The sequence below is a fragment of the Microterricola viridarii genome (assembly GCF_001542775.1).
In the GTDB taxonomy this organism is placed as follows: domain Bacteria; phylum Actinomycetota; class Actinomycetes; order Actinomycetales; family Microbacteriaceae; genus Microterricola; species Microterricola viridarii_A.
Window position 1 is genome coordinate 1,125,379 of record NZ_CP014145.1, and the last position, 15,188, is coordinate 1,140,566.

17 protein-coding genes are annotated in these 15,188 nt (G+C 68.6%); 15 read left to right on the top strand and 2 right to left on the bottom strand.

Going from position 1 to position 15,188, the window contains the following annotated elements:
• Nucleotides 1–55 precede the first annotated feature (55 nt).
• Both AWU67_RS05140 and AWU67_RS05145 read right to left on the bottom strand, forming a co-directional pair.
• On the bottom strand, nt 56–1,288 hold the full coding sequence (locus AWU67_RS05140) for a DUF349 domain-containing protein (protein ID WP_067227031.1): 1,233 nt from the start codon (nt 1,286–1,288) through the stop codon (nt 56–58).
• Between the two features lie 85 nt (nt 1,289–1,373).
• Entirely contained in the window at nt 1,374–2,171 is a 798-nt protein-coding gene (locus AWU67_RS05145) for a peptidylprolyl isomerase (protein ID WP_067227032.1), read from the bottom strand.
• Nucleotides 2,172–2,268: 97 nt separating this feature from the next.
• Here AWU67_RS05145 and AWU67_RS05150 point away from each other — a divergent pair, with 97 nt between their 5' ends.
• The 15 genes from AWU67_RS05150 (at nt 2,269) to nusB (ending at nt 15,157) form a co-directional block, all read left to right on the top strand.
• On the top strand, nt 2,269–3,606 hold the full coding sequence (locus AWU67_RS05150; protein WP_082716791.1) for a replication-associated recombination protein A: 1,338 nt from the start codon (nt 2,269–2,271) through the stop codon (nt 3,604–3,606).
• A 195-nt stretch (nt 3,607–3,801) separates the two neighbouring features.
• The gene (gene rpsD, locus AWU67_RS05155; RefSeq protein ID WP_055842670.1) at nt 3,802–4,431 is read left to right on the top strand and encodes a 30S ribosomal protein S4; all 630 of its coding nucleotides are present in this window, start codon (nt 3,802–3,804) and stop codon (nt 4,429–4,431) included.
• Between the two features lie 97 nt (nt 4,432–4,528).
• Complete coding sequence (locus tag AWU67_RS05160; protein WP_067227033.1) at nt 4,529–4,903, top strand: DUF948 domain-containing protein; 375 nt, start codon at nt 4,529–4,531, stop codon at nt 4,901–4,903.
• A 48-nt stretch (nt 4,904–4,951) separates the two neighbouring features.
• A complete protein-coding gene (locus AWU67_RS05165) occupies nt 4,952–5,149 on the top strand; it encodes a hypothetical protein (RefSeq protein ID WP_067227034.1) in 198 nt (65 codons plus the stop codon).
• Nucleotides 5,150–5,218: 69 nt separating this feature from the next.
• Nucleotides 5,219–7,885, top strand: coding sequence for an alanine--tRNA ligase (gene alaS, locus AWU67_RS05170; RefSeq protein ID WP_067227035.1), 2,667 nt, complete (start codon nt 5,219–5,221; stop codon nt 7,883–7,885).
• A complete protein-coding gene (gene ruvX, locus AWU67_RS05175) occupies nt 7,885–8,388 on the top strand; it encodes a Holliday junction resolvase RuvX (protein ID WP_199922346.1) in 504 nt (167 codons plus the stop codon). Before alaS ends, ruvX begins: the two co-directional genes overlap by 1 nt.
• Nucleotide 8,389: 1 nt before the next feature.
• Entirely contained in the window at nt 8,390–9,577 is a 1,188-nt protein-coding gene (gene mltG, locus AWU67_RS05180) for an endolytic transglycosylase MltG (RefSeq protein WP_234407367.1), read from the top strand.
• A complete protein-coding gene (locus AWU67_RS05185) occupies nt 9,574–10,428 on the top strand; it encodes a shikimate dehydrogenase (protein WP_067227037.1) in 855 nt (284 codons plus the stop codon). Before mltG ends, AWU67_RS05185 begins: the two co-directional genes overlap by 4 nt.
• A 5-nt stretch (nt 10,429–10,433) precedes the next feature.
• Entirely contained in the window at nt 10,434–11,645 is a 1,212-nt protein-coding gene (gene aroC / locus AWU67_RS05190; RefSeq protein WP_067227038.1) for a chorismate synthase, read from the top strand.
• Nucleotide 11,646: 1 nt separating this feature from the next.
• The gene (locus tag AWU67_RS05195; protein ID WP_335339033.1) at nt 11,647–12,207 is read left to right on the top strand and encodes a shikimate kinase; all 561 of its coding nucleotides are present in this window, start codon (nt 11,647–11,649) and stop codon (nt 12,205–12,207) included.
• Entirely contained in the window at nt 12,204–13,283 is a 1,080-nt protein-coding gene (gene aroB / locus AWU67_RS05200) for a 3-dehydroquinate synthase (RefSeq protein WP_067227039.1), read from the top strand. Before AWU67_RS05195 ends, aroB begins: the two co-directional genes overlap by 4 nt.
• A 68-nt stretch (nt 13,284–13,351) precedes the next feature.
• A complete protein-coding gene (locus tag AWU67_RS05205; RefSeq protein WP_067227040.1) occupies nt 13,352–13,552 on the top strand; it encodes a hypothetical protein in 201 nt (66 codons plus the stop codon).
• Nucleotides 13,553–13,578: 26 nt separating this feature from the next.
• The gene (locus AWU67_RS05210) at nt 13,579–14,028 is read left to right on the top strand and encodes a type II 3-dehydroquinate dehydratase (RefSeq protein WP_067227041.1); all 450 of its coding nucleotides are present in this window, start codon (nt 13,579–13,581) and stop codon (nt 14,026–14,028) included.
• Nucleotides 14,029–14,165: 137 nt separating this feature from the next.
• A complete protein-coding gene (gene efp / locus AWU67_RS05215; RefSeq protein WP_067227042.1) occupies nt 14,166–14,729 on the top strand; it encodes an elongation factor P in 564 nt (187 codons plus the stop codon).
• A complete protein-coding gene (gene nusB / locus AWU67_RS05220; RefSeq protein WP_067227043.1) occupies nt 14,729–15,157 on the top strand; it encodes a transcription antitermination factor NusB in 429 nt (142 codons plus the stop codon). Before efp ends, nusB begins: the two co-directional genes overlap by 1 nt.
• Nucleotides 15,158–15,188: the final 31 nt, after the last annotated feature.

Consider the following 15,188-nt stretch of genomic DNA (forward strand, 5'->3'; position numbering starts at 1 on the left):
CTGTGGAGCATTCGCCGCCGCCGTCATGCTGTGCATAACACCGGCGGGCGGGGAACTAGCCCCCGATGGCCTTCAGCCAGGCGCGCTTGGTCTCGAGCTCTTCGCTCGCGGCCTTGGCTGCCTGGGCGTCGCCGGATGCGGTGGCCGCCGCGACGGTGGCCTCCAGCTTGGCGATGGAATCCTCGAGCTGGCCGGCCAGGCCCTCTGCGCGTGCCTTCGTCTCCGGGTTGTTGCGCTTCCAGTGGTCCTCGTCGAGCACGCGGACGTGGTTCTCGATCTTGCGCAGACGGTCCTCGATGACCTTGACCTGCTCGCGCGGGACACGGCCGATCTCGTCCCAGCGGCGCTGGATGCCGGTGAGGGCGGCGCGGGCCTTGACCCGGTCGTTCTCGGCCAGGATCGGCTCGGCCTCGGCGAGAAGCTCCTGCTTGAGAGCCAGGTTCTCCGAGTACTCCTCGTTCTCGATCGCGTCGACCTCGGACTTGGCCGAGTAGAGCACGTCGCCGGCGGCCTTGAAGCGCGCCCAGAGGGCGTCATCCTGCTTCTTGCCCGCACGGCCCGAGAGCTTCCAGTCGTCCAGCAGCTTGCGGTAGGCGGGGATGCCGTCCGGGCCCTTGCCGGCGAGGGCTTCCGCCTGCTCGATCAGGGCCTGCTTGCGGCTGCGGACATCCTTGTGAGCGCTGTCCAGCTCGGCGAAGAACGCCTTGCGGTGCTGCTCGATCGTGGTGCGCGCGGCACGGAATCGCTTCCACAGCTCGTTCGCCTCGGCCTTGGGCAGGCGCGGTGCGTCGTGCTGGTGCGCCTGCCAGCGTGCGAAGAGCGCGTCGAGCGAGGCGGTTGCCTGCTTCCACTGCGTCTTGGCCGGGTCGCCGGCGGCCAGCTTCTCTGCCTCTTCGACGATCTGAGTGCGCTCGGCGATGGCGGCGTCGATGGCGGCCTTCGTCTCTGCACTCTGCTGCTCGGTCAGCTCCGAGACGGCGCCGCCCAGCTTCTCCAGCCGGGCCTTCAGCGCGGCCAGGTCGCCGACGGCGTTGGCGCCCTCGACGTTGGCGCTGATCGATGCCACCGCCTTGGCGATGTCGCTCGCCGGTGCACCGCGCTTGGCGCGCTGCTCGAGGAGTGTCACCTGCCCGGCGAGGTCGACGAATTTGCGTTCGAAGTACGCCAGAGCTTCCTCTGGAGTGCCGTCGGGGTACTGACCAACCGCGCGCTCACCGGATTCCTCGCGAACGAAGACGGTGCCCGTCTCGTCGACGCGCCCCCACGGTTGCTGATCTGCTTGAGCCAAGAGCCTCATCCTTGCTGAATGCCAGGGCCGCCAAATGGTGCGGCCATACCCGGCCCAGCCTATTCCACTCGGGCCGCGGATGACGCTACTGGAGTGTGAAGCCTGTGATCGTTGTCGGAACGGCGGGCGCGCCGTCCGACTTGCCGCCCTGCACTCCGGCGTCGGTGATCTGCTTCTTCAGCTCGTCCAGGCCGCTGGTGACGCGGCCGAGCACCGTGTAGCCGCCGGCGGAATCCGAGCCGATGGTGGTGTCGCCGTAGACGATGAAGAACTGGCTGCCCATGCTGTAGCCGTTGTTGGTGCTGCGCGCCATCGCGATGGTGCCCTCCGGGTACACGTCGTCTGCCGGCGCGTTCTCGATCGGGCCGTAGCTGTAGCCGGGGCCGCCCGTCCCGTTGCCGGAAGGGTCGCCGCACTGCAGCACGTAGAAGCCGCCGTCGGTCAGACGGTGGCAGCTCACCCCGTCATAGAAGCCGCTCCCGGCCAGGCTGATGGTGGAGGCGACGCCCTGCGGGGCCTTGGCGCCGTCCAGTTCGACGCCGAGCTTGACGTCGTTGAGTGTGAGCGTGCCCGTCCACGTGCGGCCCTCGGCTAGGGATGCCGGCGGCACATCGCCGATGTTCTCGCCGGCAGCCGCCGACGCGCTGGGCGTGGGCGTCGGGGTCTCGGAGCTCGTCGCGCTCGGCTCCGGCGTGCCTGGCCCTCCGTTGAAGAACAGCAGTTGGGCGCCGACGGCGAGCACCAGCACGACAACGAGGCCGATGGCCGCGAGCCAGTTGTCGCGCACGCGGCGGGCGGTGCGCCGCTCGTGCACGGTCTGACGGGCCTGGTAGGCACGCAGGCGTGCCCGTGCTTCGCGTTGCTGCTTCGGGTTCGAGGCCACACTGCTCCTTCAAGCTTCAGGGGATGGGATCGAGACGACGTGAGTCAACGCCTGACTCTACGCAAGCGCGCTCGACTGCGCCAAGTACGCTGGGGTCATGGTGAATTCGAGTCTCGGTCTGCGCTCCGGCGCGATCCCGCTCGCTGTGCGCATGCGCCCCAAATCGTTGGACGAGGTCGCAGGGCAGCGGCACCTGCTGACCCCCGGGTCACCGCTGGTCGCTTTGGCCAGCGACAAGACGGGGGAGAAGGGCTCGGTCTCCGTCATCCTCTGGGGGCCGCCCGGCACCGGCAAGACCACCCTCGCCCAGGCGATCGCGCACTCATCCGGCCGCAACTTCGTCGAGCTCTCCGCCGTCACCGCCGGCGTGCGCGACGTGCGCCAGGTGATGGAACAGGCGATGACCAACCGCGACCTGTACGGCACCTCGACGGTGCTCTTCCTCGACGAGATCCACCGTTTCACCAAGGCCCAGCAGGACGCCCTGCTGCCCGGCGTCGAGAACGGCTGGGTGATCCTGGTCGCAGCGACCACCGAGAATCCCTCCTTCTCCGTCATCGCCCCACTGCTCTCTCGTTCGCTGCTGCTCACCCTGGAGCAGTTGAGCGACGACGACCTCGGCGTCGTCGTCGACAGGGCGGTCACCGACCCGCGCGGCCTGGGCGGGCGCTTCATCCTGGAGGACGAGGCCCGCGCGGCCATCATCCGGTTGGCCTCCGGCGACGCCCGGCGCGCGCTCACGGCGCTGGAGGCGGCCTCCGTCTCGGCCGTGACCGGCGCAGAGGGCGAGGCGCAGCCGACCATCACCGTCGAGCTGGTCGCGCTGGCCGTCGACCGGGCGCTGCTGCGCTACGACCGCAACGGGGACGAGCACTACGACGTCATCAGCGCCTTCATCAAGTCGGTGCGCGGCTCCGACGTCGATGCGGCGCTGCACTACCTGGCGCGCATGATTGAGGCGGGGGAGGACCCGCGCTTCATCGCCAGGCGCATCATTGTCTCGGCGTCAGAGGACATCGGACTGGCCGACCCGCAGGCGCTGGTTGTCGCCATCGCAGCCGCCGACGCCGTCCAGTTCATCGGCATGCCGGAGGGCCGCATCCCGCTGGCACAGGCCGTCATCCACCTGGCCACTGCCCCCAAGTCCAACGCCGCGTACCTCGGCATCGACGCCGCCATCGCCGACGTGCGCGCCGGCAAGATCGGCCGGGTGCCCAAGCACCTGCGCGACGCGCACTACCCCGGCGCCAAGCGGCTCGGCCACGGCAAGGGCTACAAATACCCGCACGACGAGGTCGTCGGCGTCTCCACCCAGCAGTACCTGCCGGACGAGCTGCGGGGGAGCCAGTACTACACCCCGACGGAGCACGGCAACGAACGCGAGGTGTCTGCACGACTCGCCAAGATCCGTCGAATTATCCGGGGCGACAAGTAGCCAAGCAGCGGGCGCCGCTGTGTTAGGCTGTCTGAGGCCTAAAGCCTGATTTTTGCGCACGGCTGCTGCAAATTTCAGTGTTCAAGGGGCAGAGGCTGTAGCCGCTTCCGCCCCGTGGCTGACCCCTCTAACTTTGCCCGGGCACCTGTGTGCCCGCGGTAGTTCATTGTTTGAGAATCATTTCGAAAGGAAACCGTGTCTACTAAGTCACGTACCCGCAGCAAGACCCGCCTCTCGCGCGCGCTCGGCATCGCCCTCACCCCGAAGGCAGCCAAGTACCTCGAGAAGCGTCCCTACGCTCCCGGTGAGCACGGCCGCACCAAGCGCAAGCAGGACAGCGACTACGCCGTTCGTCTGCGCGAGAAGCAGCGTCTGCGCGCCCAGTACGGCATCCGCGAGAAGCAGCTGAAGATTGCCTTCGAAGAGGCTCGTCGCACCAAGGGCCTGACCGGTGAGAACCTGGTTGAGATCCTCGAGACCCGCCTGGACGCCCTCGTCCTGCGTGCCGGCTTCGCCCGCACCACGGCTCAGGCTCGCCAGATGGTTGTGCACCGTCACATCCTCGTTGACGGCCAGCTCGTTGACCGTCCCTCCTTCCGCGTCAAGCCGGGTCAGCAGATCCACGTCAAGGCGCGCTCCGAGGGCACCGAGCCGTTCCAGGTTGCAGCGGCCGGCGGTCACGTCGACGTTCTCCCGAAGACCCCTGCTTACCTCGAGGTCGAGCTCGACAAGCTGCAGGCGCGCCTCGTGCGTCGCCCGAAGCGTGCCGAGGTTCCCGTGACCTGTGAAGTACAGCTCGTCGTGGAGTACTACGCAGCACGCTAGTCGTAGCCCACTACGCTGGAGGGCGGACCATCTTCGGATGGTCCGCCCTTCCTCGTTAAGCCCCGCTGTTAAGCCGCACCCCATTGGATGGTGATCAATGTCTCTCGGAGACATCGCAGGACTCATCGCCGCCGGAGCCTTCGCGGTTCTGGTCGCACTGCTGGCGATCCCGCTGGTCAAGCTTGGTGGCGTGCTCGACCAGACCCGCCAGTCCATCCGCGAGACCACTGATGGGGTCACGCCGCTGCTCGAGGAGACGGCGGTGACGTTGCAGGAGACCAACAAGCAACTCGCCCGCGTCGACGTGATCACCAGCAACGTCGCGGATGTCACGGGCAATGTATCGGCGCTCGTCGCCCTCTTCGCCGCCACCGTCGGCGGCCCGCTGATCAAACTGGCCGGCTTCTCTGCCGGCGTGCGCGCCGCGTTCCGCACCGCCCGCCCCGGCGCTGGCGGCAAGCGCCGCAGCTGACGCACTACTGTTGACAACGAACTCTCGGATCGCAAGGAGACTCTGAAAATGAAAAACCTACTGTGGCTGATTCTCGGAATCGCGGGCGGCTTCGTCCTCGCGCACGAGGTCAACAAGACCCAGGAAGGCCGTCGTTTCTTCACCGAGGTCGACGCGAAGGCCCGTGAATTCGGTGCCGCCGTCGCCGACGGCTACCACCAGCGCGAGGCCGAACTGCGCAACGCCATCGACGAGGTGCTCGACTAGCCTCTGGCACCACTCGCCCCACCCCCGCGCCGCGCCCGGCGCTCCAACACACTACGTACTACGGGACCCATGCAGACTGCAGAAATTCGCCGCCGTTGGCTCGACTACTTCGGAGAGCGCGGCCACACCGTCGTGCCCTCCGCCTCCTTGGTGAGCGACGACCCCACCCTCCTCTTCACCGTGGCCGGCATGGTCCCCTTCGTGCCGTACCTGACGGGGCTTGTGCCCGCACCGTTCTCGCGCGCGACCAGCGTGCAGAAGTGCATCCGCACGCTTGACATCGAAGAGGTCGGCAAGACGCCGCGCCACGGCACGTTCTTCCAGATGAACGGCAACTTCTCCTTCGGCGACTACTTCAAAGAGGGCGCCATCGGCTACGCCTGGGAGCTGCTGACCAGCTCGGAGGCCGACGGCGGCTATGGGTTCGACGAGAAGGACCTCTGGGTCACCGTCTACAAGGACGACGACGAGGCCTTCGGCTACTGGCGCGCCCTCGGCCTGCCGGAGGAGCGCATCCAGCGCCTCGACATGGACACCAACTACTGGTCGACCGGCCAGCCCGGCCCGGCCGGCCCCTGCTCGGAGATCTTCTTCGACCGCGGCCCCGCCTACGGCATCGACGGCGGCCCGGCCACCGACGACGACCGCTACGTCGAGATCTGGAACCTCGTGTTCATGCAGTACCTGCGTGGAGCGGGCACCAGCAAGAACGACTTCGAGATCCTCGGCGAACTGCCCAGCAAGAACATCGACACCGGCATGGGCCTGGAGCGCGTCGCGTTCCTCAAGCAGGGCGTGCAGAACTTCTACGAGATCGACCAGGTCCGGCCCGTGCTGGACCGCGCCGCCGAGCTCTCCGGACGCCGCTACGGCGCCGACCACGACGACGACGTGCGGATGCGCGTCATCGCCGACCACGTGCGCTCCTCGCTGATGCTGATGAGCGACGGCGTCACGCCCTCCAACGAGGGCCGCGGCTACATCCTGCGCCGCCTGATGCGCCGCACCGTGCGCGCCATGCGCCTGCTCGGCGTCGACGCCGCCACCTTCCCCGAGCTGTTCGCGGCCTCCCGCGATGCCATGAAGGACGCCTACCCCGAGGTGGAGCGTGACTACTCCCGCATCGCGCAGAGCGCGATCGGCGAGGAGGAGACCTTCCTGCGCACCCTCGCGGCCGGCACCACGGTGCTCGACCTCGCGCTGAACAAGACCAAGGCCGCGGCCTCGCCGCAGCTGGCCGGCGATGCAGCCTTCCTGCTGCACGACACCTACGGCTTCCCGATCGACCTCACCCTCGAGGTGGCAGAGGAAGCCGGCCTGACCGTCGACCGCGACGCCTTCAACGCCCTTATGGCCGAGCAGCGCAACCGCGCCAAGGCCGACGCGAAGGCCAAGAAGACGGCCCTGGCCGACCTCTCCGTCTACGGCGAGTTCCGCGCCCTCGGCGAGACCGTGTTCACCGGGTACACGAACCTGCAGACGGAGTCCAGCATCCTGGGCATCATCGTCGGCGGCCACTCCGTCAACAAGGCCGTCGCCGGCGACATTGCCGAGGTGATCCTCGCCGAGACCGCCCTGTACGCCGAGTCCGGCGGGCAGGAGGCCGACAGCGGCCTCATCGTCGGCCCCGGCTACGAGCTTGAGGTTCTCGACGTGCAGAAGCCCGTCAAGGGCCTGATCAGCCACAAGGTGCAGGTGCGCTTCGGCGAGGTCGGTGTCGGTGCCCCCGCCACCAGCGTCGTCGACGCAGACAACCGTCGCGGCGCCCAGCAGGCGCACTCCGGCACGCACATCATCCACGCCGCCCTTCGTCAGGTTCTCGGCCCGAACGCGCACCAGTCCGGCTCCTACAACAAGGCCGGATACCTGCGCCTCGACTTCTCCTGGAACCAGGGGCTCTCCGCCGCGACGCGCACCGAGATCGAAGAGATCTCGAACAACGCGATCCGCGACAACCTGCCCGTGGTGACCCGCGAGATGGGCCTCGACGAGGCCCGCGAACTGGGCGCCATGGCGCTGTTCGGCGAGAAGTACGGCGAGCGGGTGCGCATGGTCGACATCGGCGGCCCCTGGTCGCGTGAGCTCTGTGCCGGAACCCACGTCGGTTCCAGCGCCGAGATCGGCATCATCAACCTGGTCAGCGAATCCTCGGTCGGTTCCACCAACCGCCGCATCGAGTCCCTCGTCGGAATCGAGGCGTTCCGCGACCTCGCCGCAGAGCGCGCTCTCGTCACCGAGCTGACCAGCTCGCTGAAGACGCCGCGTGAGGCGCTGCCGGAGCGCGTCGCCGAACTCGTCGCCAACCTCAAGGCCGCCGAGAAGAAGATCGCCGCGTTCGAGGCGAAAGCCCTCGGCGACAAGGTACCCGCGCTGCTCGAGAAGGCCGCCCGCGTCGACGGCCTCACGGTCATCGCCGAGAACCTCGGCACGCTGGCATCCGCCGACGACGTGCGCACGCTGGTCAACCTGGTGCGCGAGCGCCTGGGCGGCGAGGCGGCACTGGTCGCTCTGGCTGCAGAGGTCGGCGGCAAGGCCGTTGCGATCGCCGCGACGAACCCCGCCGCGCGCGAGCTCGGTGTCAAGGCCGGTGCCCTCGCCAAGGAGATGGCCGGCATCCTCGGTGGTGGCGGCGGCGGCAAGGACGACCTGGCCCAGGGCGGCGGCACCGATGTGAGTGCCATTCCGCGGGCCCTCGAAGCTGCGCGCGTCTCCGCCTCAGCGGCGGCTCGCTCCTAGTGCGTTCGGGGGTGCGGCTCGGCGTCGACGTCGGCAAGGCGCGCGTCGGGCTGTCCCGCTCCGACCTGCACGGCATGCTGGCCACGCCGGTGGAGACGGTTCCGCGCAGCCTCGGCGAAGCCGGCACGGGTTCAACGCCCGACGCCGCACCCACGCCCGACCTGCTGCGCATTGCGGCGGTGCAGGCGGAGCTCGACGCTATCGAGGTCGTCGTCGGGTTGCCGCTGGCGCTCTCCGGTGCAGAGACGGCGTCGACGGCGGATGCCAAGCACTTCGCGACCGAGTTGGCGCGCGCCCTGCCCGTGCCGGTCCGGCTCGTCGACGAACGTCTCTCGACGGTGTCAGCCACCTCGGCGCTGCGCGCCTCCGGTAAGAAGGCGAAGTCGCACCGTCCGGTAATCGATCAGGTGGCCGCGGTTATTATTTTGCAACACGCACTTGACTCCGAGCGCGGAACCGGGAATGCACCGGGAACCACCCTCAGCCCGAACGAAGGACTCTGACTTGTCATCACTTCCCCCGGCGACCCCCGACGATGAGGGCGCCGAGCCCTCCTTCGACGAGGTCTTCGGTGGGCCGGCCCCGATCGAGGGCGCCGGCCTTCGGCCGCGGGAGCAGCGCAAGCGGCGAGGGCGGGGCGGCATCGGCTGCCTCATCGTGCTGCTCGTGCTGGCCGGCATCGGCACAGCGGGGTTCTTCCTTCTGCAGGGCCCGATCCAGCAGCTGATGTCTGCGGTCTCCGGGCCGGAGGACTACGAGGGCCAGGGCACCGGTGAGGTCATCGTCATGATCCACGATGGCGACATCGGCTCCGACATCGCCACCACACTGCATGCCCAGGGCGTGACGAAGAGCTTCGACGCCTTCTACGACCTGTTGCTCAAGAAGGCCAGCACCCACGTGTTCCAGCCGGGCGCCTACAAGCTCGCCTCCGGCATGAGCGCGCAGGCCGCGCTGGACGCGCTCATCGACCCGGCGAACAAGCTGGAGCAGACGGTGGTCATCCCCGAGGGCACCGTGGCGGCCGACGTCTACCAGCTGATCTCGGAGGGCACATCGATCCCGCTCGACGAGGTGCAGGCGGCTGCAGCCGACGTGGCATCCTTCGGCCTCCCCTCCGAGGCGACGACGCTCGAAGGCTTCCTCTTCCCGGCGACGTACACCTTCTCGCCGGGCATCGGCGCGCACGATGCGCTGGCCACGATGGTGAACCGGCAGTTCCAGGCCCTGGACAGTGCGGGCGTTGCGCAGGCCGACCGCTGGAAGACCATCGTGCTGGCCTCGCTGATCCAGAAGGAAGCCGGCCTCCGCGACGACTACTACAAGGTCTCCCGCGTGTTCCTCAACCGGCTGGAACCCGCCCTCTGGGAGAGCGGGCTGCTGCAGTCCGATGCGACCGTCGCCTATGGCACGGGCAACACCCACCGGGTCTCCACGACGGATGCCGAGCGCGAGGATGCCAGCAACGCGTACAACACCTACGTGCACCCCGGACTGCCGATCGGCCCGATCTCGAACCCGGGTGACCTCGCCATCGACGCGGCGCTGCACCCGGCCGACGGACCGTGGCTGTTCTTCGTCACCTGGAACCTGGACACCGGCGAGACGATCTTCTCCTCGACCGTCGAGGAGCACGATGCGGCCGTCGCCAAGTGGCTGGCCTGGATGGACGAGCACCCGGAGTACCAGTGACCAGGCTCGCTGTCCTCGGATCGCCGATCGCGCACTCGAAGTCCCCGGACATCCATTCCGCCGCCTACCGCTCTCTCGGACTCGACTGGGGCTATGAGCGCTTCGAGCTGACCGAGCCGGAGCTCGCCGCCTTCCTCGGCAGCCGCGGGCCGGACTGGCGCGGCTTCTCGCTGACCATGCCGCTCAAGGCTGAGGCCTTGGCCCTCGCCGACGAGGTGGATGAGACGGCCAGGGTCACCGGGGCCGTGAACACGCTGCTGCTGACAGGCTCCGGCAGCGAACGTCAGCTGAGCGGTTTCAACACGGATGTCGCCGGCATCGTCAACTCGCTGGCAGAGCACGGCGTGCGAGAGGCGGCGAACGTCTGCATCCTGGGTGGGGGAGCGACTGCCGCGTCTGCCATCATGGCGGCCGCCGCGCTCGGAGCCCAGGCGGTCACTGTCGCCGTGCGCACGCCCGCCAAGGCGGAGGGGCTGCACCGCCAGGCCGAGGCGGCCGGGCTCGCGCTGCGGATCGTGCCGCTCGGTGATGCCCTCGCCGCGGCATCCGAGAGTCAGCTCATCATCAGCACGCTGCCGGGCGGCAGCGACACCGGGCTCGTCTTCGACGCCGAGCTGATCGGCCGTGTTGCGCTCTATGACGTGGCCTACGCGCCCTGGCCCAGCGCGCTCGGCGCGCAGTGGCAGGCGGCGGGCGGCCAGCTGATCTCTGGGCTCGGGATGCTGCTGCACCAGGCCCTCGTGCAGGTGCGCATCTTCGTCGCCGGCGACCCGTTCGCGCCGCTGCCGGACGAGGCCGCGGTGTTCCGGGCGATGACCGCAGCTGCGTTGTCGAACCCTGTGAAAGGATAGACAGCATGCTGCGTTGGCTCACCGCCGGGGAATCCCACGGCCCAGAACTCATTGCCGTGATCGAAGGACTGCCCGCGGGCGTCCCCGTCGCGTTGGACGATATCCGTGCCGATTTGGCGCGCCGCAAGCTCGGCTACGGCCGGGGCGCGCGCATGAAGTTCGAGCAGGATGAGCTGAACATCTCCGGTGGCGTGCGCCACGGCCTGAGCCTCGGCAGCCCCGTCGCTCTGCGCATCGGCAACTCCGAGTGGCCGAAGTGGAAAGACGTGATGAGCGCCGAGCCCATCGACGAGTCCAAGCTCGGCCGCGGCCGCGGCGCGGCACTGACCCGCCCCCGCCCCGGGCACGCGGACCTGGTCGGCATGCAGAAGTACGACTTCGACGAGGCGCGGCCCGTGCTGGAGCGCGCCAGCGCACGGGAGACCGCCGCCCGCGTCGCCCTCGGCGCCGTCGCCCGCTCGTTCCTCTCCGAGCTGGGCATCCGGCTCGTCAGCCACACCCTGTCGATCGGCCCCGTGCGCGTTCCGGAGGGCAGTGCCCTTCCGAAGCCCGGCGACGTCGACACTCTGGACGCCGACCCGCTGCGCTGCTTCGACCCCGCCACGAGTGCGCTCATGGTGGCCGAGGTCGACGACGCGCACAAAGAGGGCGACACCCTCGGCGGCATCGTCGAGGTTCTCGCCTACGGCGTTCCGCCGGGACTCGGCTCCTACGTGCACGGCGACCGCCGCCTCGACGCGCAGCTCTCCGCCGCGCTGATGGGCATCCAGGCGATCAAGGGCGTCGAGGTCGGCGACGGCTTCCTCACCACCACCCGCCGCGGCTCGCAGGCCCACGACGAGCTCTTCGTCGACGGCGACGAGATCGTGCGCAACAGCGACAAGGCCGGCGGCATCGAGGGCGGCATGAGCACGGGAACGCTGCTCAGGGTGCGCGCGGGCATGAAGCCCATCGCGACGGTTCCGCACTCCCTGCGCACCGTCGACATCGCCACCGGTGAGGCCGCCTCAGCGCACCACCAGCGCTCCGACGTCTGCGCGGTGCCCGCTGCGGGCGTCGTCGCCGAGGCGATGGTCGCGCTCACCCTGGCGAACGCCATGCTCGAGAAGTTCGGCGGCGACTCCATCGGCGAGACCCGGCGCAACCTCGAGGGCTACCTGGCCGCCATCCCGAGCCGACTGGCCACGGGCAGCACCAGCCGCGCGATCGACGAGTAGCGTGCCCCCGGAAGTGCGGGCTGAGACGCCGCTGCTGCCGCTCGTCTTCATCGGCCCGATGGCTGCAGGCAAGAGCAAGATCGGGCGGCTCGTCGCCCGGTCGCTCGGTGTGCCCTTCCGTGACACCGACAAGCTGGTGACCGCCGTGCACGGCCCGATCTCCGACATCTTCGCGGAGCGCGGCGAGGGCGCCTTCCGCGTGCTCGAGCGGCAGGCCGTGAGCGACGCACTGCAGGGCGATGCCGTCGTCGCACTCGGCGGGGGAGCCGTGCTGGATGCCGCGACCCAGGCCGATCTGGCCGGGCATACCGTCGTGCTGCTCACCGTCGACCGGGATTCCGTCGCCCGCCGGCTCTCCGGCGGCCGCCCGCTTCTGGACGGCGGCGACGCCGACGAGGCCGTGGAGCGCTGGGCGAGCATCGCCGAGGCGCGCATGCCGATCTACGAGTCGCTGGCGACCGTCACATTCAACACCTCCGCTCGGCCGATCTCGCACATCGCCGACGACATCGCGACCTGGGCACGCCAGCGTGGGCCCGGCACAGAAAGAAGCACATCGTGACTGAAACGACCACAACCATCCACGTCGGCGGCGAGTCGCCCTACGACGTGCTCGTGGGCAACGGCATCCTGGGCGGCATCGCCACGCACCTCGGCACCAAGGTCGCCAAGGTCCTCATCGTGCACAGCGCGAGCGTCGCCGCCCAAGCGACCGCCCTGCGCTCCCAGCTCGCCGAGCACTACCAGGTGCTGCTCGCCGAGATCCCGGATGCCGAGGCCGGCAAGCGCATGGAGGTCGCCGCTTTCTGCTGGCAGGTCATGGGCCAGGCCGACTTCACCCGTAGCGACGCCGTCATCGGATTCGGCGGGGGAGCCGTCACCGATGTCGCCGGCTTCGTCGCCGCCACCTGGCTGCGCGGCGTCACACTCGTGCAGGTGCCGACATCCGTCGCCGGAATGGTCGACGCCGCCATCGGCGGCAAGAACGGCATCAACACCAACGAGGGCAAGAACCTGGTCGGCACGTTCTACGAGCCGAGCGCCGTGTTCTGCGACCTCGACACGCTGGCCACGCTGCCCCGCAACGAGGTGCTCGCGGGCTTCGCCGAGATCGTCAAGGCCGGCTTCATCTACTACCCCGAGATCCTCGACCTGATCGAGGCCGACGTGGAGCGCGTCATCGACGTGACCACGCCGGAGTTCCGCCGCGTCGTCGAGCTCTCCATCGACATGAAGGCCAAGGTCGTCGCAGAGGACCTGCGCGAGAACGGCCTGCGCGAGATCCTCAACTACGGCCACACCCTCGGCCACGCGATCGAGCACGCTGAGCGTTACCAGTGGCGCCATGGCGCGGCCGTCGCCATCGGCATGGTGTTCGCCGCCGAGCTCGGCCGGCTCACCGGCTCGCTCAGCGACGAGATCGTGGAACGCCACCGCAGCATCCTGTCGTCCCTCTCGCTGCCGGTCACCTACCCGACCGGTCGTTGGAACACGCTGCTGGCCACCATGCAGCGTGACAAGAAGGCCCGCGGCGCCATGATGCGCTTCATCGTGCTGGACGACCTGGCCCGGCCCACCGTGCTGCAGGGACCGGACACCAGCCTTCTCTTCGCCGCCTACCAAGAGGTCGGCGACTAGCCAGCGCGCCGCTTGCCGCCCTCGCCGAGTTGTGCTGTGCTGGGCACAGCGTGAGCGAGGAGGCTCGGATGGGATCGGACAGTCGAACGCGTGTCACCGTCAGGGACGGGCAGTGGGGCTTCTTCTGGTTTCTCGCGTACGTCGGGGCCGCGATCTACTTCATCTCGGTCTCTGACGGCTCGTTCTGGGGCGTCATCCTGGGCCTGCTGCAGGCGATCGTCTGGCCGGTCTACGTCGTGTACCACGTGCTCGTCCTGCTCGGTGCCTGAGCCTCGGCTGGCGGTAGGCTGATCGCATGACGAGCAACCCCGTGCCCCGTATCCTCGTGCTGAACGGCCCCAACCTCGGCCGCCTCGGTTCCCGCGAGCCCGAGGTCTACGGCTCGGGCAATCTGGAGGACCTGGAGGCTCTCCTCGTCGCATTCGTGCCGGAGACCACCCAGATCGACCTGCGCCAGACCAACGAGGAGGCCGAGCTGATCGGCTGGCTGCACGAGGCCGTCGACACCGCCACCCCCGTCGTGCTGAACCCGGCAGCGTTCACCCATTACAGCTACGGGCTGCGGGATGCCGCCGCACTCGTCACGAAGGCCGGGCTGCCGCTCATCGAGGTGCACATCAGCAACCCGCACACCCGCGAGGAGTTCCGCCACGACAGCGTGATCAGCGGTGTTGCAACGGGTGTCATCGCCGGCTTCGGCTTCGGTTCCTACCGCCTGGCCGTCGACCACATCCTGCACGGCTAAGGCGGGCCAGGGGCCGCGGCCGGGCGTTCGGCCACCGCCCATTTCGGTGTCCGGCGCCGATCGACTAAACTTGCACGTCGGGCCGTGTGCGTGAGCATGCCGGCCGCGAAACTTTCCCAACTGAATGGACACAGACAATGGCTTCTACCGCTGACATCAAGAATGGCGTCGTTCTCAACATCGACGGCCAGCTCTGGACCATCATCGAGTTCCAGCACGTCAAGCCGGGCAAGGGCGGCGCCTTCGTGCGCACCAAGATGAAGAACGTCGTCACCGGCAAGACCGTTGACAAGACCTTCAACGCCGGCGCGAAGATCGAGACCGAGAACGTCGACCGCCGCGACTTCCAGTACCTCTACGCGGACGGCGAGTCCTACGTGTTCATGGACGTGTCCGACTACGACCAGCTGCACGTCCCCGCCTCCGTCGTCGGAGACGCCGTCAACTTCATGCTGGAGAACCAGGCCGTCACCCTCGGCCTGCACAACGGCAACCCGCTCTTCATCGAGCTGCCGGCATCCGTCGTGCTGCTCATCACGCACACCGACCCTGGCCTGCAGGGTGACCGCTCGACCGGCGGCACCAAGCCCGCCACCGTCGAGACCGGCTATGAGATCCAGGTGCCGCTGTTCCTCGAGACCGGCACCAAGGTCAAGGTCGACACCCGCACGGGTGACTACCTCGGCCGCGTCAACGACTAATGAGCGCACGCACCAAGGCGCGCAAGCGCGCCCTCGACATTCTCTACTCCGCCGACATGCGACAGATCTCGCTGGATGACGCGATCGCCGCCGAGGCGGCCCGCGCCGTCAGCGAGCCCGACCGCGCGGCCAGCTGGCTGTACGCCCGGGAGATCGTCGACGGCATCGTCGACAATCGGGCCGAGATCGACGAACTGATCGAGACCTACGCCGTGGGCTGGACCCTGCACCGGATGCCGGCCATCGACCGTGCCCTGCTCCGCATCGGCATCTGGGAGATCATGTTCAACGACGAGGTGCCGGATGCCGTCGCGATCTCGGAGGCCGTCGAGGCGGCCACCGTGCTCTCCACCGACGACTCCGCCGGATTCATCAACGGCCTGCTGGCCAAGATCTCGCAGGTGAAGCCGGGCAGCTCGGCCCGCTGAGCGCACGCATCACCAGGCACAACATGAAGGC

Bases quoted from the DNA above. Each gene is read 5' to 3' on its own strand.
- nusB (WP_067227043.1), top strand. From the start codon at position 14,729: ATGAGCGCACGCACCAAGGCGCGCAAGCGCGCCCTCGACATTCTCTAC.
- AWU67_RS05160 (WP_067227033.1), top strand. From the start codon at position 4,529: ATGTCTCTCGGAGACATCGCAGGACTCATCGCCGCCGGAGCCTTCGCG.
- AWU67_RS05210 (WP_067227041.1), top strand. From the start codon at position 13,579: ATGACGAGCAACCCCGTGCCCCGTATCCTCGTGCTGAACGGCCCCAAC.
- efp (WP_067227042.1), top strand. From the start codon at position 14,166: ATGGCTTCTACCGCTGACATCAAGAATGGCGTCGTTCTCAACATCGAC.
- AWU67_RS05205 (WP_067227040.1), top strand. From the start codon at position 13,352: ATGGGATCGGACAGTCGAACGCGTGTCACCGTCAGGGACGGGCAGTGG.
- AWU67_RS05165 (WP_067227034.1), top strand. From the start codon at position 4,952: ATGAAAAACCTACTGTGGCTGATTCTCGGAATCGCGGGCGGCTTCGTC.
- AWU67_RS05150 (WP_082716791.1), top strand. From the start codon at position 2,269: ATGGTGAATTCGAGTCTCGGTCTGCGCTCCGGCGCGATCCCGCTCGCT.
- aroC (WP_067227038.1), top strand. From the start codon at position 10,434: ATGCTGCGTTGGCTCACCGCCGGGGAATCCCACGGCCCAGAACTCATT.
- alaS (WP_067227035.1), top strand. From the start codon at position 5,219: ATGCAGACTGCAGAAATTCGCCGCCGTTGGCTCGACTACTTCGGAGAG.